This window comes from Neptunomonas sp., from assembly GCF_016744175.1.
Classification (GTDB): Bacteria; Pseudomonadota; Gammaproteobacteria; order Pseudomonadales; family Balneatricaceae; genus Neptunomonas.
In genome coordinates, this window is record NZ_JADGEV010000057.1 from 1 (window position 1) to 22,699 (window position 22,699).

Annotated in this window: 19 protein-coding genes; 9 read left to right on the forward strand and 10 right to left on the reverse strand. The window is 43.1% G+C overall.

The window, feature by feature from the left end; translation table 11 throughout:
* The first annotated feature begins 70 nt into the window (after positions 1-70).
* Positions 71-1,003 carry a LysR substrate-binding domain-containing protein gene (locus QZZ55_RS17900; protein ID WP_293268789.1) on the forward strand — a complete coding sequence of 311 codons (933 nt, stop codon included), beginning with the start codon at positions 71-73 and terminating at the stop codon, positions 1,001-1,003.
* Positions 1,004-1,005: 2 nt separating this feature from the next.
* Here QZZ55_RS17900 and QZZ55_RS17905 read toward each other — a convergent pair whose 3' ends face one another.
* Positions 1,006-2,598, reverse strand: a complete 1,593-nt coding sequence (locus QZZ55_RS17905) for a fatty acyl-CoA synthetase (RefSeq protein ID WP_293268790.1) — start codon at positions 2,596-2,598, stop codon at positions 1,006-1,008.
* Between the two features lie 248 nt (positions 2,599-2,846).
* Here QZZ55_RS17905 and QZZ55_RS17910 point away from each other — a divergent pair, with 248 nt between their 5' ends.
* From QZZ55_RS17910 to QZZ55_RS17920, 3 genes are all read left to right on the forward strand, one after another.
* Positions 2,847-3,317, forward strand: a complete 471-nt coding sequence (locus tag QZZ55_RS17910) for a hypothetical protein (protein ID WP_293268791.1) — start codon at positions 2,847-2,849, stop codon at positions 3,315-3,317.
* A 155-nt stretch (positions 3,318-3,472) separates the two neighbouring features.
* Positions 3,473-4,543 (forward strand): acyltransferase, encoded by a 1,071-nt coding sequence (locus tag QZZ55_RS17915; protein ID WP_293268792.1) that lies wholly within the window; start codon positions 3,473-3,475, stop codon positions 4,541-4,543.
* A gap of 265 nt (positions 4,544-4,808) precedes the next feature.
* Positions 4,809-5,918 carry a GGDEF domain-containing protein gene (locus tag QZZ55_RS17920; RefSeq protein WP_293268793.1) on the forward strand — a complete coding sequence of 370 codons (1,110 nt, stop codon included), beginning with the start codon at positions 4,809-4,811 and terminating at the stop codon, positions 5,916-5,918.
* Here the strand turns inward: QZZ55_RS17920 and QZZ55_RS17925 are convergent.
* Entirely contained in the window at positions 5,915-6,916 is a 1,002-nt protein-coding gene (locus QZZ55_RS17925) for an AraC family transcriptional regulator (protein ID WP_293268794.1), read from the reverse strand. The genes QZZ55_RS17920 and QZZ55_RS17925 overlap by 4 nt on opposite strands.
* A 236-nt stretch (positions 6,917-7,152) precedes the next feature.
* Between QZZ55_RS17925 and QZZ55_RS17930 the strand changes: the two genes are divergently transcribed.
* The 5 genes from QZZ55_RS17930 (at position 7,153) to QZZ55_RS17950 (ending at position 11,826) form a co-directional block, all read left to right on the forward strand.
* Positions 7,153-7,923 (forward strand): SDR family NAD(P)-dependent oxidoreductase, encoded by a 771-nt coding sequence (locus QZZ55_RS17930; protein WP_293268795.1) that lies wholly within the window; start codon positions 7,153-7,155, stop codon positions 7,921-7,923.
* Positions 7,920-9,071, forward strand: a complete 1,152-nt coding sequence (locus QZZ55_RS17935; protein WP_293268796.1) for an acyl-CoA dehydrogenase family protein — start codon at positions 7,920-7,922, stop codon at positions 9,069-9,071. Before QZZ55_RS17930 ends, QZZ55_RS17935 begins: the two co-directional genes overlap by 4 nt.
* On the forward strand, positions 9,068-10,246 hold the full coding sequence (locus QZZ55_RS17940; RefSeq protein WP_293268797.1) for a lipid-transfer protein: 1,179 nt from the start codon (positions 9,068-9,070) through the stop codon (positions 10,244-10,246). Before QZZ55_RS17935 ends, QZZ55_RS17940 begins: the two co-directional genes overlap by 4 nt.
* 133 nt (positions 10,247-10,379) lie before the next feature.
* A complete protein-coding gene (locus QZZ55_RS17945) occupies positions 10,380-11,174 on the forward strand; it encodes a DUF1338 domain-containing protein (RefSeq protein WP_293268798.1) in 795 nt (264 codons plus the stop codon).
* Positions 11,175-11,286: 112 nt separating this feature from the next.
* A complete protein-coding gene (locus QZZ55_RS17950; protein ID WP_293268799.1) occupies positions 11,287-11,826 on the forward strand; it encodes a DinB family protein in 540 nt (179 codons plus the stop codon).
* 6 nt (positions 11,827-11,832) lie between these two features.
* Here the strand turns inward: QZZ55_RS17950 and QZZ55_RS17955 are convergent, their stop codons facing one another.
* From QZZ55_RS17955 to QZZ55_RS17990, 8 genes are all read right to left on the reverse strand, one after another.
* Positions 11,833-12,576, reverse strand: coding sequence for a transporter substrate-binding domain-containing protein (locus QZZ55_RS17955; RefSeq protein WP_293268800.1), 744 nt, complete (start codon positions 12,574-12,576; stop codon positions 11,833-11,835).
* Positions 12,577-12,842: 266 nt separating this feature from the next.
* Positions 12,843-13,556 carry a tellurite resistance TerB family protein gene (locus QZZ55_RS17960; protein ID WP_293268801.1) on the reverse strand — a complete coding sequence of 238 codons (714 nt, stop codon included), beginning with the start codon at positions 13,554-13,556 and terminating at the stop codon, positions 12,843-12,845.
* A 134-nt stretch (positions 13,557-13,690) separates the two neighbouring features.
* Positions 13,691-14,350, reverse strand: a complete 660-nt coding sequence (locus QZZ55_RS17965) for a hypothetical protein (protein WP_293268802.1) — start codon at positions 14,348-14,350, stop codon at positions 13,691-13,693.
* 138 nt (positions 14,351-14,488) lie between these two features.
* The gene (locus QZZ55_RS17970; RefSeq protein WP_293268803.1) at positions 14,489-16,105 is read right to left on the reverse strand and encodes an ABC-F family ATPase; all 1,617 of its coding nucleotides are present in this window, start codon (positions 16,103-16,105) and stop codon (positions 14,489-14,491) included.
* A 144-nt stretch (positions 16,106-16,249) separates the two neighbouring features.
* The gene (locus QZZ55_RS17975) at positions 16,250-17,509 is read right to left on the reverse strand and encodes a HAMP domain-containing sensor histidine kinase (RefSeq protein ID WP_293268804.1); all 1,260 of its coding nucleotides are present in this window, start codon (positions 17,507-17,509) and stop codon (positions 16,250-16,252) included.
* A 28-nt stretch (positions 17,510-17,537) separates the two neighbouring features.
* Positions 17,538-18,218, reverse strand: a complete 681-nt coding sequence (locus QZZ55_RS17980; RefSeq protein ID WP_293268805.1) for a response regulator transcription factor — start codon at positions 18,216-18,218, stop codon at positions 17,538-17,540.
* Positions 18,215-21,361, reverse strand: a complete 3,147-nt coding sequence (locus QZZ55_RS17985) for an efflux RND transporter permease subunit (protein ID WP_293268806.1) — start codon at positions 21,359-21,361, stop codon at positions 18,215-18,217. The genes QZZ55_RS17980 and QZZ55_RS17985 overlap by 4 nt, the downstream gene beginning before the upstream one ends.
* Positions 21,358-22,542 (reverse strand): efflux RND transporter periplasmic adaptor subunit, encoded by a 1,185-nt coding sequence (locus tag QZZ55_RS17990; protein ID WP_293268807.1) that lies wholly within the window; start codon positions 22,540-22,542, stop codon positions 21,358-21,360. Before QZZ55_RS17990 ends, QZZ55_RS17985 begins: the two co-directional genes overlap by 4 nt.
* Positions 22,543-22,699 lie beyond the last annotated feature (157 nt).

Sequence of the window (22,699 nt, forward strand, 5' to 3'; positions counted from 1 at the left end):
CGTGATCGATCGACGAGTTCTGACACTAATGTGAGTACCTAATAATGTGCCTTTATAAAAGGAAACAGCGTTGACTGACCTCATTGGACGCCTGCCTTTAAAGAGCCTCAATATTTTTCGTGTGGTTGCTAGGCTCAATAGCTTTAAACATGCGGCGGATGAGCTCTGTGTTACTTCGCAAGCTGTTAGTCTGCAAGTGCGTTCATTAGAGGATTCACTTGATATTACTTTGTTTCAACGCTTCCCCGCTGGTGTAGAGCTTACTCCGGCAGGGGAGCGTTTATATCAATATGTAGAGCGTAGCTTCCAACTATTAGAGCAAGGTATTTGTGAAGCTAAATCGTGCCAGCAGCGGCGCCAGTTTCGTATTAATGCTTCTCCATGGTTTGCTATACACCGTTTGCTACCGGTGCTAGGACAGTTTGAACAGCAGCATCCAGATGTTGAAATAAAAATAACGACAGCTGTCGGGTTTCCTGATTTCGCAGCTCAGCATTTAGATTGCGCAATACAGTGGGGATGGGGGCAGTGGCCTAGCAGCGCTAAACAACTATTATTGAAAGATGATAAAAGACTTGTCTGTGCCCCTTCGCTCATAAACACGCATAAACAGTTAAATAATCCCTCTGATCTCAAGAATCATCGCTTGCTGTGTACTGAGTTATCAGTTTCTTTGTGGCAACAGCTATCGAATACGTTAAGCCTTGACCTACTACTAGAGCAGCAGACGCTTATCCTTGATAGCCAAGCGAGCCAAGTCGAAGCAACAGTGAAAGGCTTAGGTGTCGCATTGATTTCAGATGAAGTTGCGCTAGAAGCTTGTGAGGACGGGCGTTTGATTATGCCAATATGGAAAACGCCTATCAGTGTATTGAACCCCGTGCTATTGCCGGGATATTGGTTGGTGGTAGGGGAAGAACGTCAGCAAGATGCACTGACGTTAGCATTCAAAAAATGGCTGTTCAATACACTGAAAGATGATGCCCGGTTCGCAGGGTTCTGACGTTACGTTAGTAGCTCATCAAGTTGTGCTTCACAGTGCTGCTCTCTTAGGGTTCGTTTTAGTAGTTTACCCGCAGTATTCTTTGGTAATTCTCTCGCGAAAATTATCGCTTTGGGTACTTTAAAGCTGGCTAGTCGCTGGTGACAGTGCTCGATCAAGGCTTGGCTTGTTACTACTTCGTTCGGTTTTAGAACAACTATCGCTGTGATTGCTTCTATCCACTTATCATGAGGAGTACCAATGACGGCAACCTCCGCAACTGCGTCGTGCAGATAAAGAGCCTCCTCTACATCACGGCTGGCTACTAGCACGCCTCCTGTATTCACTACATCTTTGATTCTATCGACTATATAGATAAAGCCCTCTTCATCGGCATAGCCCAAATCACCTGAATGAAACCACCCTCCTTCAAAGGCTTCTCGGGTTTCATCTGGCTTATTCCAATAGCCTATCATCAGGTGAGGTGATTGATGCACTATTTCACCACGTTCTCCTGGTGCACAGTCGATCATTGTTAGCGGATCAACAATACGGGTAGCAACTGACATGACAGGCTTTCCAGCAGAAGAAAGTCTTCCTGAATGCTCCTCTGGGCCTAAAACCGTTGCTAATGGTGCAATTTCACTTTGACCATAACAGTTGAATAAACGGCTACCGGTTAAACGCTGAGTGAGTTCGGCTACAATCGGCTCAGGCATAATAGATGCCCCATAATAGATATTTTGAAGAGCGCTAAGGTCGTGCTGATCGAACTCTGGATGGCGCAAAAGACCAATCCATACGGTTGGCGGAGCAAAAAACGAGTTTATTTTTTCACGACTTAGGATGTCAAATACCAGCGCTGGTAGTGGTGTTTCCATTAAAAAAGTCAGGCTTCCTATCATCAATGCAGGCATTGTGAACACGTGCATTTGTGCTGAATGGTAAAGCGGAAGGGCAGCTAATGAACGGTCGGTACTGCGAAGATCTAAGTGGTGAATACAGCTACTGTATTCACTCATGAAAGAGCGGTGTGTGTGCATGGCTCCTTTAGGGTGAGAGGTTGTACCTGACGTATATAAGATTTGAACTACATCTGTATCATGAATTTCAATGTCTGGTAGATGCTCGTCACCTGCAGAGGTGGAAGTTTTCAGAATATCCAGCCTATCTTCTTCTATGGTTTCTGAACGTAAACTACCAATAAGTGATAGTGATGTAGGTTGTTGGATCGCTCTAACATGTTCAGCTAAAGCATCATCTACGAAAATGGCTTTAGCTTCCGATTGGGTTAATAGGTAACTCAGTTCATCATGAATCAGTGCAAAATTAATGGGTACGTGTATGAGCCCCGCTCGTGTACATGCAAGCCAAAGTATTAAATAGGCATCTGAGTTTTTACCATAAGCGGCAACCCTATCGCCTTTTTGTAACCCAGACGTTATTAGGCTGTTGGCCACCCGATTGACTGCTGAATTGAGTTGTTGATATGTCCAATGGCGTTGTTCAAAAATGATGGCTTTTTTATTTGAAAACCGCATGGCTGAGCGAGTAAGTCCATCACCAATAGTATTACTGGTAGCGGTTTGGATTACAGATTGGATATCGGGTAGCATCGTCAATGGCCTCTAAAATCTTATTGTTGTTTTCTCATGGGCTTTTATAGAGTTGTCTCATAGTTTCGGTGAGTGCTGCTAGGTAAACAATGATTAATGTGTCCAAAGCATTTAACGATTAAGGCCAGTAAAGTGTTAGCTGTTTCCTTCATTTCTTAAAGAAGGGCGCTCGTTAGCCGATACCTTTCAATACTGACCAGTTAATACTTGTCTCCTTGTTAACATAGCGAATATGCATCGGAGTTGGTGTGAATACAGAAAATTTTCAGAAAAGTACCGCATATCTAGATGGAGCCTTGATGTCACTGTGTGGTGATAAGGTCATCATTATAAGTTTTGGGGTTAAGCAAGAGCGCTTTTATGTATCGAGCAATGGCGAAGTCAATCGCTGTGGTGAGCAAGGCCCCGTTACAGGCAATGAAAGCGATTTTGAGCGTTATCGAATGACTTTTTTAGAAGCGCTTATGGATGGTGGGTCATTAATTGTTCGACAGATTGGCAGTGGTGAGTTAACGCTACCAGAGGCTTTGGGAGGAGGAGTGGTCCCAGTGGATTTCTTGTGTGCCGCTAAAGTAGGGCCAAAAGGAGTGCGTCCAATGAGAGCTGAAGAGCTTAAAAAAGTGTATCAGAAAGGTGCTGATGGCGCGGTTGAGTATCATGACTTTCCTAGTAAGGAGCAAGTAAAAATAGCGATGATAAAATTGATTGAAACTGAGTAATGGTCGCTTTTTGGCAACACTAGGCTACTATTAAACGATGTGATGGAGTAGATACCGCTTAGAGAAAATGAGCTTTCTTTCGGGGTTATTTGTGGTGATACAATATTGCTAATGTTCGATAGAAAGTTTTTTAAGTACCCAAAGGTATCTATTAGTTGTTCAAGTTAAGAGAGACGTTATTTGAAGCATTTGAAGCAAATAAAACTGCGCTATCAAATGTAAATACCATCACTGTAATAAGCTCCAAATCTTATCATCTGGATTATCTTGATGGGTGGCGAGGCATCGCTATTTTTCTGGTGTTGGCTAGCCATTTCTTCCAAATTGACAACATAGATTTGGGGCGCATGGGTGTGGATATTTTCTTTGTTTTGTCAGGCATGTTGATGTCCAACATCTTATTTGTAAAAAGAGTTCCTCTCATTACATTTTATAAGAGAAGAATTAGCAGGATTATTCCGGCGTTTTTTATTTTTTTATCGGTCATTAGTTTTTTTGGATTTATTTATGATGTTTCGGATGAACATAATAATTATCTTTATAATATATTGTTTATAAGAGCTTATTATCCTGTCTTTCCTGATATTCAGAGCTCGGGATTACCATTGGGGCATCTGTGGTCACTAAATATTGAAGAGCATGTTTACATATTATTAAGTGTGATTTCATTTGTATATATATGTAAAATACGGATCTGTTTTACTCTCTTATTAATGGGTATTTTTTCTATTGTTCTTCAAATTATCTATGTGAAATTTCCTTATCTATCCTCAGATAATTATACGTTTAAGACTGAAGTTGTCGCGAGTTTTTTGTTGCTCTCTGCAGGATATTTATTAGTAAAAGAGAGTATTGAAAAATTCATTCCTAGCTGGTTGCCTATAGTTACATTCGCATTGTCTTTTGTATGTTATAGCGATTATTCACCTCACTGGTCTGCACAGTGGGTAGTTGCACCTTTCTTATTAGCTTTTACAGTAAACCATTTGAACTTGCTTCCTCCCTTCACAAAAAAAATTCTTAGTTTTCCTTGGCTAAAATATATGGGTGTTTGGTCATTTTCAATATATTTATGGCAACAGCCTTTTTATTATTGGGGAACTAAAAATGGCGAAGCGTTTTATATGGCAGGCCCTATTCTTTTTATTATAAGTGTTTTTATAGGTTTTATCTCATATTATTTAATAGAAAGCCCTGTTAGGAAGTATTTAAATAATAACTGGTAATTTTTTATGAAACCAATGGCTTTATAAATAGACGTGAAATCGTAATTATTTTATCTTCTACTTAGGGCGTATGATGTAATATTAACACATCTTCTGATCATCGATGTGGTGACCAATTAACAATTTCTGAATAAATGTTGATGCCTAACATATAATAATATGGCAAGCTGAGTATGATCTTCGAAACATTGTAAGAAAACTATAACCTAACCCCAGTCTTGATAGTTGCGAAGCACTTTTAGCAGGGGGAACAGGGGAACAAGTAATGGCAAAGTCATTTAAATGGGGCGATAACTACAAAACTGGACTACTTGAAGTTGACGAACAGCATAAGCGCTTAGTTGATCTTATTAACCAACTAGGTGATTGTTTGAGTCAAAATGACCTGAATCTTGATGAAATAGAATATATATTTAATGAGTTGGTGAGCTATACAAAACATCACTTTACTGATGAGCAAAGCATGATGATTCGAGTTGGTATAGATCACCGTCATCTTGATCGGCATATTCAAAGCCACTATGACTTTATCAATGAACTTACTGCTTTGCATGATAGAGTCTCCCCTGATAATGACCAGTCTGTAGATAACTTACTGGATTTTCTAGTGAATTGGTTGGCTTGTCACATTCTTGATACTGACCAAAATATGGCACGCCAAGTAGAATTGATTAAACAGGGATCAACGGCTCAAGAAGCTTATGAAGAAGAAGAGCGGAGAAGCCACAATTCAACTGAGCCTTTGTTAGCCGCTTTAAAGGATCTGCTTCACCAAGTCACTGTGCGGAATAAAGAGTTAGTCATGTTAAATGAAACTCTTGAAGAAAAAGTGATTGAGCGTACTGCTGAGCTTTCGAAAGCAAATAAGAGCCTTAAGCAATTAGCATTAACGGATGTCTTAACAGGTTTGCCTAATCGGCGTCATGCTATGCAGCAATTATCTCTCTTATGGAAAGAAATGTTAGAGCATGGGACTACATTGTCTTGCATGATGATTGATGCTGATCATTTTAAGGAAGTGAATGACCAGCATGGGCATGATGCGGGTGATAATGTATTGCGGGAGTTGGCTCGCATACTTCAGCATAGTGTACGTACTGATGATATTGTCTGCCGTTTGGGCGGTGATGAATTCTTGATTATTTGCCCCCATACCGATACTAAGGGCGGGCTTATAGTCGCTAATTTTGTACATCAAGCGGTTGCAATGTTGCGCATTTCTGTTGGTGCGAGTGAGTGGGTTGGGAGTATTAGCGTAGGTATTGCAAGTTACACTCCTAACATGAATACACATGATGATTTAATGAAACTGGCAGATGAAGGCGTTTACGCCGCCAAAATGGATGGTAAAAACTGTGTGAGGAGTTTGAATTAAGTATTTTGAAGATAAATGCTGGGAGCTACACCGGTCCAGTTTTTAAAGGCTCTACAAAATGCAGCTTGTTCTGTAAAACCTATTAGATTGCTGATATCAGCAATTGATAGTGACTCCTCCGTAAGTAAGCGAATTGCTGTATCACAGCGTAATCTATCTTTTATTTGTTGGTAACTTACTCCTTCATCTTTCAACTTTCTACGCAGTGTTCGTGCTGTTACATGTAGAAGTTCTGCTATTTGCTCTAGCGTAGGCAGTTGTTCTAGTCCCTGTTTTAGTAATACACGTCTTACTTGAGAGTGTAGAGAACTGTCTTGTCCTACTCTACTCAATATTTCTAATGGCGACTGCCGTAAGAATATTGCCAGCTCACTTGAGTCTCGAATAATAGGAAGGTTGAGTAATTTTGTGTGTAATGAGAATCCAGATGTTGGTTGGTTAAATAATAGTTGTCCACTAAACATGGGGGCGTATTCATTATTATGAGGTGGCTCTGGGTAGTTAAAACGTGTGCTTAAAAAAGTCACTTGCTCGTTAACTAACCAACAGCTAAAACGCTGCCACATGAGTAATAAAAATTCTTGAAATAGGTGGTTGGGGTCATGCTCGGGTTGCCGCAACGTGATGGTAAAGTTGAGAGTGTCATTACACTGATTTATTGTAAATTCAATATCGCCCTGTACGCGGTTATAAAATCGAGCACTTTGGTGCAACATGCCACCGAGTGTTTTTGAGTGTAGTACTGACTCTGCCATCAACTCAAAGACACCAAGGCGACAAGGGGTCGCCGTCAGTCCCATAAACTCATCGCCTGTTTCACGCCAAACGCTACGTATTAAGTTCGCAAGCTGTACCTCAGTAATTCGGGCACGTGGTTTATTCATCAACTCTAATGGGATAGAGGCTTGTGATAGAAGAGCCTGCTCTGAAAACCCCGCCTTAATTGCCCCACTGATAGAGGCGTGTATGTAATGGTTTGATACCAGTTTCTTCTTCATTTTAGTCTACGTGAAAACCCTGATTAGAGAGCATAGCGCTATTACTAGTGACTCACCAGTCCTAGCTTAATGCTTAGCGTCGCTGAGCTAAAATTTATGTATGGACATTTTGGTCAAATAAAACGTCTGGAATCATCATGGCCAGAATGTGCGTCCACCGTTAATACTGATAAGAAAAAGAATATGTAGAGATAGTAGATACTTATCTATGCAGTTTATTGGCGGAGTCTTTGTGTATGGATATTGATAATAAAGTAGTGGTTGTGAGCGGGGGAGCATCAGGATTGGGGTTAGCGACAACATTACAATTGATTAAGAAGGGAGCGAAAGTCGCTATTGTGGACCTGAATACTGAATTGGGTGAGTCATTACAAGAGAAATATCCACAGCACGTTGCTTTTTATCATGCGGATGTGACGCACGATGAAACTATTGAGCGTGCCCTTAGTGATGTCGTGATGCGCTGGGGAAAGATTGATATTTGTGTCAATTGCGCTGGTATTGTTGCTGCTGGGAAAGTGCTTAATCGTGAAGGTAAAGCACAGCTCTTGGGTCGTTTTAGCCAGGCAATACAAATTAACTTGGTTGGTGTGTTTAACGTATTACGTGTCGCCGCTGAAAAAATGGCACTTAATTCGCCTGACGTTGATGGTCAACGTGGTGTCATTATTAATACGGCATCTGTTGCTGCTTTTGATGGACAAACAGGACAAGCAGCTTATAGCGCTAGTAAAGCTGGGATTGTTGGTATGACGTTGCCCTTGGCACGGGATTTAGCGGCTACCGGTATTCGTGTGATGACAATCGCCCCTGGGTTGTTTGATACCCCTATGATGAAATCTTTACCGCAAGAAGTGCGCGAACCATTAATTACGATGGTGCAGTCACCTAGCCGTTTTGGTGAGCCTGATGAGTTCGCTTCCTTGTGTTGTCATATTATCAACAACAACTATCTCAATGGCGAAGTCATCCGTCTTGATGCCGCTATTCGAATGGAGCCACGATGATGTTGAGTGAAGAAATGAGCCTCTATAGAGATATGACAATTCGCATGTTGGAACAAAAGGTCGCCCCTTTTTATGACGCGTGGGAAAGTGCAGGCCAAGTACCACGCTCTCTTTGGAATACCTTAGGTTCAGCAGGTTTGTTGGGTGTTGATATGCCTGAGTGTTATGGAGCAGCACAAGCACCGTTTGATGTGGCTCAGATGATTCTGGAGGAGATGTCGCGCATGGGGTTTGGCGGGCTAGCGAGTGGTTTGAACATACATGCCAATATTGTTATGCCTTATATCTTGATGTATGGCAGTGAGGAGCAGAAACAGCATTGGCTGCCTAAAATGATTACAGGGCATGCGGTTGGTGCAATAGCGATGACAGAGCCCTGCACAGGCAGTGATTTAGCAGCTATCCAAACCCGTGCAGTACGTAAAGGTGATAACTGGGTTCTTAATGGATCAAAAATATTTATCACTAATGGGTTACATGCTGATGTAGTGATTGTTTGCGCCAAAACAGAGCAGCGCGCTGGCTCAAAAGGCATTTCATTATTTCTAGTTGATACCTCCTTAGCAGGTTTTTCACGAGGCCCTGGAATTAAAAAAATAGGGCAGCATGCCAGTGATACAGCTGAGCTGTTTTTTGATGACCTAGTCATTCCTGGCATGGCTTTACTTGGTGACGAGAACCAAGGCTTTGCTTATTTAATGCAAGAATTACCAAGAGAGCGATTAGGCGTAGCAACGCAAGCCATAGGCTCTGCCGAGGGGGCGCTGGCGCTAACAATTGATTATGTTCAGCAGCGTAAAGCTTTTGGGAAGAGCATTGCTGATTTTCAAAATACCCGTTTCAAATTGGCGGAAATAAAAACCCGGATAGAGATTTGTAAAGCGTATTTGAGCCAGTGTATGCGGCAATATCAGGTAGGACAAATGAACAGCCAAGAAGCATCTATTTTAAAACTGAGCTCAACAGAGATGCAGTGTTGGGTCGTGGATCAATGCTTACAATTGTTTGGTGGTTACGGATATACGCAGGAATACCCCATATCGCGTTTTTACCTCGATGCTCGTGTACAAACGTTGTATGCCGGCACATCAGAAATCATGAAAGAAGTCATTTCACGTGGCATGATTAGCAAGAGAGAAGCAAAATGAGTAATGCAAAAATTGCCGGTGTCGGTATGGTTAAGTTCAGTAAGCCTGGGCAACACCAGCCTTATAGTGTGATGGTTAAAGAAGCGGTAGAAACAGCATTAAAAGACGCGGGTATTAACTTTACAGATATTCAACAGGCCTATGCCAGTTACATCTATGGCGACAGTACCTGTGGACAAAATGCGCTCTATACTGTGGGAATGACCGGTATTCCGGTGATAAATGTTAATAATAACTGCTCTTCTGGTTCAACCGCGTTATTTCTTGCTCGTCAGGCTGTTGCGTCGGGCGCAGTGGAGTGTGCATTGGCATTTGGTTTTGAAGAGATGCAAAGGGGCGCATTATCATCTCATTGGACTGATAGAGAGTCACCGTTTGACCCCATGCTACAACAACTTGATGCTATTGCACCTGACGCACCCACGGGCCCATTAGCTTTACGTATGTTTGGTTCAGCGGGGGCTGCATATATTGATAAATATTCTGCAAACCCCGACATTTTCGCCAAAGTTGCCGTGAAGTCACGTCAGCATGCGGTGCAGAACCCATTTTCACTCTTTAGTAATGAGCTCAGCGTTGAGGAGGTTATGTCTGCGCCATCTATTTATGCTCCCTATTTGACTCGACTAATGGCATGTCCTCCCACTTGTGGAGCTGCTGCTGTTATTGTGTGCAGTGAAGCCTTCGCGCGTCGCCATGGTATTAAAGCTTCTGTAGAAATTGCAGGGCAGGCAATGGCGACCGATCTCGCCAACAGTTGGGGTAACCCGATTGATTTAATCGGTGCGCAGATGACGAATAAAGCCGCGAATGATGTGTATCAACAATCTGGTATTGGTATTGATGACGTCGATCTTGTTGAGCTGCATGACTGCTTTACACCTAATGAAGTGATCACTTACGAAGCGTTAGGTATGTGTGCAGAGGGGCAAGCCGAGCAGCTGATCAATGATGCAGAAAATACGTATGGAGGCCGTTTTGTCGTCAACCCCTCAGGTGGTTTAATGTCAAAAGGACATCCTATCGGTGCGACAGGCTTAGCGCAATGTGCAGAATTAGTTTGGCACTTGCGTGGTCAAGCAGGTGCACGACAAGTACCTAATGCGAGAGTTGCTCTTCAGCATAATTTAGGTTTAGGTGGGGCCGCTGTCGTGACGCTGTACAAAGCATGCTAATAAGGGATATGCGTTAATATGGCTAATTATTCAGTCTAAATAAACTTGCCCTTGGGGGTAAGTTTTATTGTTTGCGTTCATTGAGGTTCGAGATCAAACTAGTGTGAAAATCTTTTTTGTTTTGGAGCGTGTTATGCAAGTTGAAGCCTTTTTTAATGAACTATGGACTGATTATGTTGGTATCACTCCTCAAGCTCAGAAAATTCATGATTTGTTTGCGGCCACTGATGGGGAAGTAATTAATGATCATGTGGCTTTTCGTACCTTTGCTAATACACCTTTACGATTGGACTTTCTTGAACCTCTGATATTAGCGATGGGTTATGAACGCCAAGATAGCTATGAGTTTAAGGCGAAGAAGTTGCGTGCTCATAGCTTTATTCACCCCAATCCTAAGGTGCCAAAGATATTTTGCTCTGAGTTATTGGTTGATGAATTAAGTGATGCCGCACAAAAAATAATTGGTAAATATACATCAAAAATAACGGCTGAATATCGTGACCAATCTGTATTTTGGTCTGCTCGTCACTGGCCTACTCCTAGCTGGGATGATTACAACACGCTGATGGAAGAAAGCGAATATGGTGCTTGGCTATTGGCTATTGGGTTGCGCGTAAATCACTTTACAGTAAGCATAAATCACTTAACAACTACGGATGCGATTCATGATGTATTGGGCCGAGTAAAAAATGCTGGGTTCAAGGTGAATACAGTTGGAGGTGAGGTGAAAGGAACGCCTGAATCACTACTAGAGCAAGGGTCAACATTGGCAGATCGCCATGTGTTTGAGTTTGCGGGCGGTGATCAGCATGAAATTCCAACCTGCTTTTATGAGTTTGCTAAGCGCCATGCTGATGAGCAGGGTACAGTTTATCAAGGGTTTATCGAAGCAAATGCTGATAAGATTTTTGAATCGACAAATGTCTGAGTTGCAGTCTTTATATGTTGTAGAGTACATGCGTTAATATTAGCATGCGAGCCTTCCAGACACTTAAATGATGTATGGAAGGTTTTTTACTTGTGTATAACAAGGAAGACTTTTGAATATATTGAATCATTTTCAACTTCTAGCTTCATATAATCAACGCCTGAATGAGCAAGTCTATCAAGCCTCTGAACGCTTATCGGCGGCTGAACTTGAGCAAGACCTTGGTGCATTTTTTAAGTCTATTCTTGGGACGTTGAATCATTTGATAGTGAGTGACTTGTTGTGGTTATCACGATTTTCAGAGCACTCGCCTCGTTATCAGTCTTTAGCTCGTTTGGCCGTGTACCCAAAACCCTCTGCGTTAAATGAGAGTAGATACGATAATTTAGATGCATGTTGGATCGTACGTAAGGACATCGACGCCTTGGTTCAGGAATGGTTATCAAACGAAGTTTTGGAAGCAGATTTTGAAAATGATCTTACTTATAGAAACAGTAAAGGTGTCGTCAGTAGCCGCAATTTTTCTGAGTTAGTTTCTCACCTCTTTAATCACCAAACACATCACCGTGGCCAGATAAGTACCTTACTTTATCAGAAGGGGGTCGATATAGGGGTGACAGATTATTTGGTCGATATACCTGATACACATTAAACAAGCTCACTCACTTTCAGAACTGGAATAACCTGAGTTAAGAGGGCTTATGGTAGATAAGCCATATGTTCGTATAGTTTGAACCCAATCTTTGTCAGCTAACATATCTTGCGACGTTTTACGTATGTAGTTCGATAACTCTGTATTTGTCGTTTTAATTAAAAATTGTCGATTAAAGTTATGATGTACCGCATAAGAGAAGTTATCTTCCCAGCTGTTATTTTTCATAATATAAGCACTAGCGCTGTAAGGGCTGATGCCAACATCGAAACGCTTCAGTAATAGCATCTCTAAGAGTTGTTGTTCTGAGCCAGTATCTGAACGCTTAATCTCTCCAGATTTCACGAGCTTATCGACATTGATATAACGATACCCTTGGATTCCTCCCAGATGAAAGCCTTTTAAGTGCTCGGGTTGCGAGAAGGTTGTTACACCTTCGTGCTTCCAGATATAAATACTCCCATCTTCCATAATGGGCTTGGACCATTGGTACTTCTCAGTGGATTTTGGACCAAACCAGACGGGTGTTACCCAAGGAATAATCATGTCGGTTTTATTCAACAAAAAATCCAAGCGTTTACGTGGTAACACTTCAACATTAAATAGATAGGCACCATTGCTATTCTGAGAAAGGTAGTTAGCTAGGTCATAAGTTAGGCCAACGTCATTTCCGGTAATAAAGGGTGGCGCTTGATGGTATGTGTACAAAGTAACCTGTTCTACTTCGGCTGCCCACGTTGAGGGCAGCATAATAAAGCAAGTCGAAACCGCGGTTAGGCACCTGAGAAAAAGGTAGTCTTTGTGCATGATGAACCAGCATAGTTAAATAATTTTACTGACTGCGTCATTCTTGCAAGTCGGTTATTTTTTATTATAAATTCTAGCATATATGTGCTTTTAATAAATATAAGTGATTGACGTTAAAAAAGCGCCTAAGACATGGGTCTTTAAGCGCTGTTTATGATCATTGGGGGGGGAGGCGTTAAGCAGCTTTTTACTAACAAAAATAGTTAACCCTATAGCGATGCTGTTTGGGCTTGAGCTTCTAGTTCTGCTTTTAAAGAAGGTTCAAATTTTAATTGTTTGGCTAACTCGTCTAGATAAGCTTTTTCCATAAAGCTATCTTCGTCAATAACTAATAAGCTGGCTAAATACATCTCTGCTGCCATTTCAGGAGAGCTTGCGTTGCTAGCTATATCGGCAGGATCAAGAGGTTTATTTATTTCCTGTTCGAACCAGCGTTGTAATTCAGGATCGTTGACCATTCCAGTAATACCTTGGTCAATTAGATGACGTTCATTTTCATCAATGTGTCCATCTGCTTTAGCTGCACCTATCATTGCTGATAAAACGGCACGGCTATGCTTTTCTATTTCTTGTTCTGGCAAGTCGTTTAGTGCTGTCGTTGCTGGGCTCGCCGTAGTTGAATCGCTGTTTTGTTGCTCTTGCCAGTTATTGTATGCTTTGTAAGCAACGGTTCCTAAAGCAGCAAGGCTACCGTAAGTTAGGACTTTTCCACCTATTCTTCTGCCTTTCTTACTACCCAGTAGAAGGCCAAGGACACCACCTGCGAGTAGCCCACCACTGCTGCCAGAAAGTAAGTTGCCTAGCGTTGAAGAACTAGCGGTTTTTCCAGTATCGCTAGAAGTTGATGTGCTATTGGCACCGCTGCTTTGTAAAAAATCAGTGCCTGATTTGAGTAGTTGATCCAGTAAGCTACGTGTGTCCATGAAATCTCTCGATAGGTGGTTAAGATAAAAATTCGACATTGATAGCACGGATTAATTCCCGAGTTCTCAGAATGCCATGTACTTTTCATATTATTCGAAGAGAAAAGCTTTTTTTTGAGAGGGTATTGCTACGTTTAGCCATAACGATTGAGTATTTCCATATATTTACTGACTTGTGCTGATGTGCGTTGTTCAGGACTCAACTTATCAGCAATGGTTAATGCTGTTTTTAAATCAGCTAAAGATTGTTTCTCATTTACAGTCAGGATGTTTGAACCATCACTTTTTAAATAATGATCGAGTTCTGCTGCTGCGGTAGCTGGATCTACTGGGAAGGTTTTTGATTGTGAGCCGTCAAGATTGTCGAGTATTTTTTGAGAATTCTCTAATAAAGTTAATAGACTAGAGATACCTTCTTTCCCATTAATACGCTCAGCTATGCTTTCTAGAGAAGACTTTAACGCCGTTATACTCTCGGTTTCTTTGGCTCCGTTGCTCGAGAGTGGCAAGCCTTGATTTAAATCGGTTGCTTCACTGGTACTGATAAGCCCTATTTCTGATAGACGGTTAATAAATTGCTGCGAAATATGAAAGTCAGCCCCTGTGATATCAAACTCTTTATTTATTTGCGCTAGTTTTTCTGCACGTGAACTAAATACAGTTTGAGGGCTTGATGTCTCTGTCGTAGTCGGCTCTGAAGAGACGGCGTTTGAAACTGATTGTGTTTCCTCTGCTTTGGTATGATCCGTTTTAGTCGAGGTTGATGCGAGTGGGTTGCTGTTAAGTGTGATCAAGTTATGCCTCAATTAAATCCGTTTATTCTTGGCAAACTATAGCATGGTTTTTCTTCTTGCAAGGAGAGGTATTTTAAGGGAGTGAAATAACTAAAAAGGTGACAGAAGCGTGTTGCTTCTGTCATTTACGAGTGATGTTTACCCGCGTTTGGCGAGCTTTTTTTCTTGGGTCAGTTGATCGGCTAGGTATTCTTCATAAGTGCCTTGAAAATCGACAAGCTTTTTGTCTTTTATCTCGATAACACGGGTTGCCAATGAAGATACGAATTCGCGGTCATGGCTAACAAAAATCAGGGTGCCGGGATAGTTTTCTAATGCCAAATTTAACGCTTCGATCGCTTCCATATCGAGATGGTTAGTCGGCTCGTCCATAATTAGGACGTTAGGATTAGACATCATCAACTTGCCGAATAATAGGCGATTTTTCTCGCCACCGGAGCACACTCTTGCTTTCTTGTTGTAATCATCAGCAGAAAATAGCAGCTGACCCAGTATGGAGCGAACAACCTGGTCGCCATGCTTGGGTTTACGCCACTGGCTCATCCAATCAAAGACGTTGATGTCAGAGTTGAAATCAGCGGTGCTGTCTTGCGGGCAGTAACCAAAGGAGGTGTTTTCAGACCATTTGACTGTGCCTTCGTTAGCGCTTAACTGATCTAGCAAGCAACGTAAGAGTGTGGTTTTACCTGCTCCATTCTCACCGATAATGGCCAAGCGGCTACCGGCATCAAGAATGATATTACCACCTGTAAATAGTGGCTCTCCTTCAAATCCATGCCCTAAGTTTTCCAGAACTAAGGCCTGGCGAAACAGCTTTTTATCTTGATTGAAACGGATAAAAGGATTGATACGGCTGGAAGGCTTGACTTCATCAAGTTTGATTTTATCGATTTTTTTAGCACGTGAGCTTGCTTGCTTAGCTTTAGATGCGTTAGCTGAGAAGCGGCTAACAAATTGTTGTAAGTCTGCTATTTGTGCACTCTTTTTTGCGTTTTCTGATAACAGTCGTTCCTGAACTTCGGTTGCTGCCATCATGAAGTCGTCATAATTGCCCGGATAGACACGTAGTTCGCGATAATCAATATCAGCCATGTGAGTACAGACAGAGTTCAAGAAGTGACGGTCATGCGAGATGATAACCATGGTGCTTTTGCGCTCGTTTAAAAGCGTTTCTAGCCAGCGAATTGTATTGATATCTAAGTTGTTGGTAGGCTCATCCAATAGCAAGATATCGGGGTCTGAAAAAATTGCCTGTGCTAGTAGTACGCGCAACTTCCAACCTGGTGCAACACCGCTCATTGGACCATAAAAAAGAGACTGGTCAATACCGGCACCTAGCAATATTTCTTCTGCGCGGCTTTCTGCGCTGTAGCCATCCATCTCAGCAAAGATCACTTCAAGTTCAGCAACTTTCATCCCTTCTGCTTCAGACATTTCTGGCAAAGAGTAGATGCGCTCTCGCTCCTGTTTGATCTCCCATAGTTCTTTATGACCCATGATGACAGTATTAACGACACTGAACTGTTCGAAGGCGAACTGGTCTTGATGTAGCTTACCAACACGCTGATTAGGGGAGATGGAAACATTTCCAGAAGTAGGGGCTAGAGTGCCATCCAGAATTTTCATGAAGGTTGTTTTACCGCAGCCATTTGCGCCAATCAGTCCATAACGATTACCGTTACCAAACTTTACAGAGATATTTTCGAACAATGGCGTGGTGCCAAATTGCATGGTGATGTTTGCGGTAGAGATCAATGGATTATTCCTGAATCTGGGAAGCGTTTAGAAATGCTGCATGAGCGGTACGGTACTATAAAGGATTGTGCAGCGATTCAAAGGGGGAGGAGCATATTATTGGACAAATTTTGTGCAATATTTAATTGTAGTAGTAAATTGGGTTTATTCTGGAATTAATAACGTTACGCTCACCCCTTGGTCTACCCATTTTAGTTTTAGCGTCCAGTCAAGGCGGTCGCAAATTTTTTGTACAAGAATGAGCCCTAACCCAAAGCTATTGTCATGATCTGTATGTGTTACATGGCTACGATTAGTGATAATGATTCGGTATTGATCCACAGATAACTCAATTTCACCCTGATCAGTATACTGATAGGCATTACGCAAGAGGTTGCTGAGAACAATTCTTAGTGGTGTGTGAGGTAAAGCTTGCTCGGTCAGCCCACTGAAGTAATTACGTGTGACGTTTACTTCTTTATCTTGTAGTAGGTAATCAAGCTCTTCGCTGAGTTCATCCAGCAGTATGTCAGGCCTTATCTGCTTGAGTGAGGGGGCTGTTTCATTTTCTCGGCTGAGCCAAAGTAAGGTTTCGGTCAGTTGCTGCATACTTTGGTTAGCTCGGTTGGCTCTCTTTATTGGTTTTGCAAGTTCTGCTGGAACACCTATTTTTTGTAGTAATTCCATATTGGCGCGAATGATAGCGATGGGAGTGCGTAATTCATGACTGGCGTGTCGGAGAAACTGGTGTTCTCTATCTATTAAGCCAGCGATTCGCTCAAAGGCTGAAAGTAACTGCTCTGCTATTCTGTTGAGTTCACGAAAATGAAAGTTGGGTCTTGGTTTTTGTAGGTCGGAAAGTAACAGTGAATCAGCCCAGAGGGCCAAAGCTTGAGTGTAGCGGTTGATCCGTTTGTTATATAGCCATATTGCTATGAGCATCACTAATAGATAAGTGCCTCCAAAGAGTAATATATTATAGATAATATCATCAAACTCTTGTTGCTCCTCTTTAGAGAAGAGGTTGGCTTGATAGTCGGCAACAACAAACAGAGTGCGTTTATCTGGAAGAGTGTGCTGGTATACCACGAGGTAGCGCGAATCCTCCCACTCTTCGAGCCCATGCGGACTCCATTCAAATTCGATAAACTCCTCAATTTCAAGCTCATCTTGATCTATGAGGCGCTGGTATAAACCTGGAGCCTTTTCAAAATCGTCATAAAAGAAGCGTAAGCTGGTGCCTGTTGGTAGTGGTGTATTAGGGTCCTCGCGGTAACGGGCTTCAAAGACACGAGTTTCCATAAGGATAAATGTCTGAGCGGTGTCTGTTATGCCTTTTTCAAAGAAAAAAAGCAGAGCCACGATAAATGCGAAGGAAGAAATTAACGCAAGACTGAGAATATACAGGCTTAGTTCCCTTCGCATGGTACGGCCACTTTTTTTCAATTTTTTCTCAGACTTCGTTAATGACAAATCCTTGCCCTTTTATCGTATGGATTAGGGGGTTAGAAAAAGGTTTATCCACTTGTTGGCGTAGGTGGTACATATGAACCTTGAGGCTATTGGTATCTGGCAGGTCATCCGGCCATAATGCTCGCTCTAGCTGTTGTTTGCTCACTATTGCAGGGCTTGCTCTCAACAGTGTTTCGAGCAGAACCCATTCACTGGGAGTGAGTTTGATTGTTTGCCCGTCTCGAGTGGCGACTTTGCTATCTAGTTCCAAGATTAGGTCGGCCCGTTGTAATTTCTTCATTTGGCCACTACGCCGTTTTGCCAGTGCTTGAATCCTTACTGTCAATTCCTCTAGGGCAAAAGGTTTGACTAGGTAGTCATCAGTTCCCGCGCCGAACCCTGCAACTTTGTCATCAAGAGTATCGCGAGCCGTCAACATTAATACCGGAGTGTCGATGCCTTGTTGGCGAAGCTTTTCACATAAAGTGAGCCCGTCTATTCGAGGCAGCATCAAGTCCAGTAGGAGCACGTCGTAACTATTCTCCAACGCGAGGGTTAAACCTGCTTGGCCATTGTAGGCATGATCGACACTGATTTGTTCTAGAACAAGGTAGTCAGCTACTGATGCAGCAAGATCCCGGTCATCCTCAACGAGCAAAACCTGTAGAACGGTACTGTTCATGAAACGGTATCTACCTTCAATTGACGGGCCTCATGTTGGGCCCGTCGGTGGTGAATATTTAGATCATCACTGATTAACACCAGTGCAGGGATCAGTAATAAAGTGATTAAAGTAGCAAACAGAATACCATAGCCCATAGCGACTGCTGCTGGTATTAGAAATTGTGCATTTTCAGCCGTTTCCCAAATCAATGGTACTAGACCTGCATAGGTTGTGATTGAGGTTAAAATGATGGCTCTCATTCGACCGCATCCTGCTTCAACCATCGCTAGACGTGCCGGTTTTCCTGCAATCCGATTCTCATTGTAACGGCTGATTAATAGTAAACTGTCGTTAATCACGACACCGGATAACGCTAGAATACCAAACATTGATAACAGGCTTAATGGAATGCCGTGTAACCAATGGCCAAGTAGAGCACCAATAACGCCGAAGGGAATGGCGCTCATAATCATGAGTGGCTGGATGTAAGATTTCAGCGGAATGGCCAAAAGTGCATAAATAGCGATCAGTGCTACTAAAAATGCCCCTTTTAATGAGCCTGTAGTTTCTGCTTCTTCTTGGGTTTCACCCGCAAATGTGACGGTTAGATCTGGATAGTCTTGTTGTAACTGAGTCAGTAACTGTTGATCCAAAGTGCTAAGGATTTCTGTCGGGGAGACGATTGCTTTATCTAGATCGGCACTGATATAAGCTACACGGCTGCGATCAACATGTTCGATCTCATCAGATACATAGCGGGTGCTAATCTGAGCGACTGTGAGTAACGGAACTATCTGCCCATTCGGAGTACGAATTCGGGCTTGTTCTAAATCATCAATGCGCTTGCGTTGCTGTTCAGGGTAGCTGATTTTCACTTTTATTTCGTCTGAGCCTCGCTGTATACGTTGAATTTCATAACCTTGATACGCTTGCTGAATCTGCTTTGCCAGCATGGCTGTTGTTAGTCCCATCGCCTCACCGGCGGGAAGTAGCTGCAAGTCGATCTGAGCTTGCCCTGCCTTAATACTATTATTGACACCGGATACGCCGTTAAATTGAGCGAGTGCGTCACGTACCTGAGGGGCAATTGTCTTGAGGGTTTGAGCTGATTCAGATCGTAGTTCTATAGTAATATCAGCAGCGCCTTCCCACGCGGTTACAAACTTGAGTTTACGCACGGCTTCCATAGCACCAATCTGTTGTTGCCAACGATCTGCAATCTCTTGTGTGCCGAAGGGGCGCTCCGCGCGAGGCGAGAGACCCGCTATAATTGAGGCGCTGCTATTGCCCGTTAATGTCATCAAATGTGGTATGGGTTCGCTACTGAGTTGGTACTTTTCCTGAAGCTCTTCGTTAACTTTCATAGCGATCTGCTCGATCTCTAATGCTTGCTTTTGCACTAGCCCGTAACCGGCTTGGGCCTCTAGTTCAAGTTGTACTTCGATAAAGTCACTGGGGATATCCGGAAAAAATACCGTGCGAATTTGTCCTGAAGGAACCAATCCACCTACTACTATAAACAGAGCAATTGCTAATAATACTGTTGTATAGCGAAGGTTCAGAACCTGATGGATAAAAGGGCGGTAGATTTTACGGGTAAAAAACCTAAGACCTTGGCTGGTCTTGTCTTGTAGGTAGCTCCATCCACGGCTAATAGGGTTGGTTGCTGGTTTGTTGTCTACCTTAAGGTGCGCTAGATGAGCTGGCAATATGAGCTTTGACTCGATCAACGAAAAAATTAAACAGAAGGCTGCTGCATTGGCAAAGTAACTGAAGATTTTACCCATCTCACCCTCAACCAGTGTCAGTGCCATAAAAGCAACGACCGTTGTGAGCACACCAAAAATAGTGGGTATTGCTACCCGCTGAGCGCCACGGATAGTTGAACCCAAGCTAGCGCCGTGGCGCTGCCGTTCTGTATAGATGCTTTCACCGACCACAACCGCATCATCTACTACTATGCCTAAAGCGATGATAAAGCCGAAAGTGGTTAGTTCATTCAGTGTCATATTAAAAAGTCGCGCATCCATCAATAGCAATGCGCCAGAAAAAATGACGGGTAATCCTACGCCTACCCAAAAGGCAACACGTACGTTTAGGAATAACGCGAGAAGTAACATAACTAAAGCTATACCCATAATACTGTTCTTTAACAGCAAATTAAGGCGGTTGGCGATATAGATACTTTGGTCGTTCCAAACAGTAGTATCGATGCTGTCGGGTTGAGTTTTTCGAAATTGCTGAACTTCTTCCTGCACGGCCTTGGATATGGCCATTATGTCTGAACTGGAATACATTTTCACATCCAGCCAGATGGCTCGTTCGCCATTGAATCGAGATAGAACGCCTGATTGCTCATAGGAATCTTCAACAGTAGCTATATCGGCTAACGTAAGCCGCTGACCATCTTGCGTCTGTTTGATGAGAATGGACTCAAAATCTCTCTGCCGGTAGCGCTGTTGGTCTGCTTTAACTATCAAGTAACCATCTTTGCTGAACAGTTCGCCGCCAGCGACAGTAAGGGAGGATGCCGCTATTCGTTCAGCAATGTCATTGATAGTTAGTCCTAATGCCTGCAACTGGCGCTCGTCCACCTGAATACTGATTTCTGGGGTATGGTGTCCATTAGTGTTTACCTTTTCGATCGCAGGGTTGCTTAGTAGCTGTTTGCGTAAAGCACGGGCACTCTGTTGTAGGATATCTTGTGGCACATTGCCAGAAAGGTGCACAGATACCGCATCTTCAAGGTAGATCTCACGGCTGATAATAGGACGCTCGGCACTGGCTGGTAGAGTTGCTATCCCATCGACTCGATTCTTAATATCTCTGTATAACGTATCAAGGTTATAGCCGCTGATTCTCTCGACTGTAATTGAAGTATTACTGGTGCCCGAGGTGCTGGAAACCTTCTTGATACCTTGTACGCCTTGCAAGGCTTCTTCAATCTTTGTAGTGACGCCTTCTTCTACCGAGCGTGCAGATCCGGTGTCATAAATAACACTAATACTGACACTGTTGGGTGGCAAAGGCGGAAACGCTTCAACACGCAGGCTAATCGCAGACATTACACCTGCCACCAAAATCAGAGCCATGAGTAGGTTGGCAGCAACTGGATTACCGGCAAACCAGGCGACCCAACTCTTTTGAGTATGATGGCTCATTCAGAGGCTCCGTTGCTGTTTATTAAATACGGGCTGCTTTGCTCAGTGATGAGTGGCTCTATTGCCATCCCCGGTAGGTAGCTTGCGAGTGGTTTAACTACTAGTGCCATTTGTTGCGGTAGCTCGGATTGGGGGATGTACAGTTTTCCGTTGGCACTGAACAGCGGACGGCTTTTGTGTCGTTGTAACCGGTTATCAACGACATCCCAGATATAACCATCAGCGGTGAGGGCCGTACTGGGAATAGCAAATAGCTTGTCTACTGCTCGACCTTTGATGTGAGCACTGACAAAACTGCCTGAAAGCAGCGGTGGTTGTTGTGCCAAAGGTTCTTTGACGCGCACCGTCAGGCTACGTTGTCGGGTGGCTGGATCAATTGTTTCTGATAGATGGCTAATTTCACCTTGCCAACGACTACCGGGCTGATCAGGATCATTTAGCTGCACTGTTGTTGAACTCAGGTCTTGCGGTAGCTGTTGCCACTGGCTAGCAGATAGTGTCAGGACTATTTCTGCTTCAGCACTTCCTCGAAGGATAGCCAATACAGTACCCACTTCGATAAAGCTTCCTAAAGAAGCACTACGATTGAGTATAATACCGTCAAATGGCGCTTTTACGGTGGTTTCAGCAAGGTTGCGACGAGCGTTGCTTACGCTGCTTTTCGCTGCATTAAAACGGGCTTTAGCCAGTTTTAACTGAGGTTTACGTAGCACCAGAGCGCCGGGCTTTTCTGTTAATCCTGAGCGCTGCCAGTCGATGATAGCCTGGCTTTTTTGTTGTTTTTCCTGCTGTAAAATCAGTTCAGCTTCTGCGAGATTTTGCTGAGCGATAGCGAGGGCTTCGCGATACCCTGTGTCATCCAAGCGCAATAAGGATTCGTTTTTAGTCACCTGTTGACCATTGATGAATCCAGGAGCACGCCAAATTACCCGGCCAGCAACTAGGCTACTGAAACTGATTTCATTGCTTGCTCGAACTTCTGCAAAGCTGGTGATGGAGCTATGGTGAGTACCTGTATTGAGCAACTGTATTGAAACACGCGGGACAGTTATTTTTGTTTTAGACTGTTCAGGTTCCGGCTGGATGCTGATGGCGTAGCTGGTATAGCCGATTGCTAGCGGGATAGCGACCAGTGCAATGGCGGTGACTATTAAGGAGCGTCGGCGTTTATTGTGTTGCATGGTTAAATTCCCGCTTTTTACTGGCAGTGTTAGCATTGTTGTTTGCGTTCGTTTCTACGTTCATACCCAGAGCAAGGCCCAAATTAATACGATTGGTTAAGCGGGCCTGCTGGATCTGAATGATCTGAATTTGAGCTTCAAAGGCACTCTGTTGTGC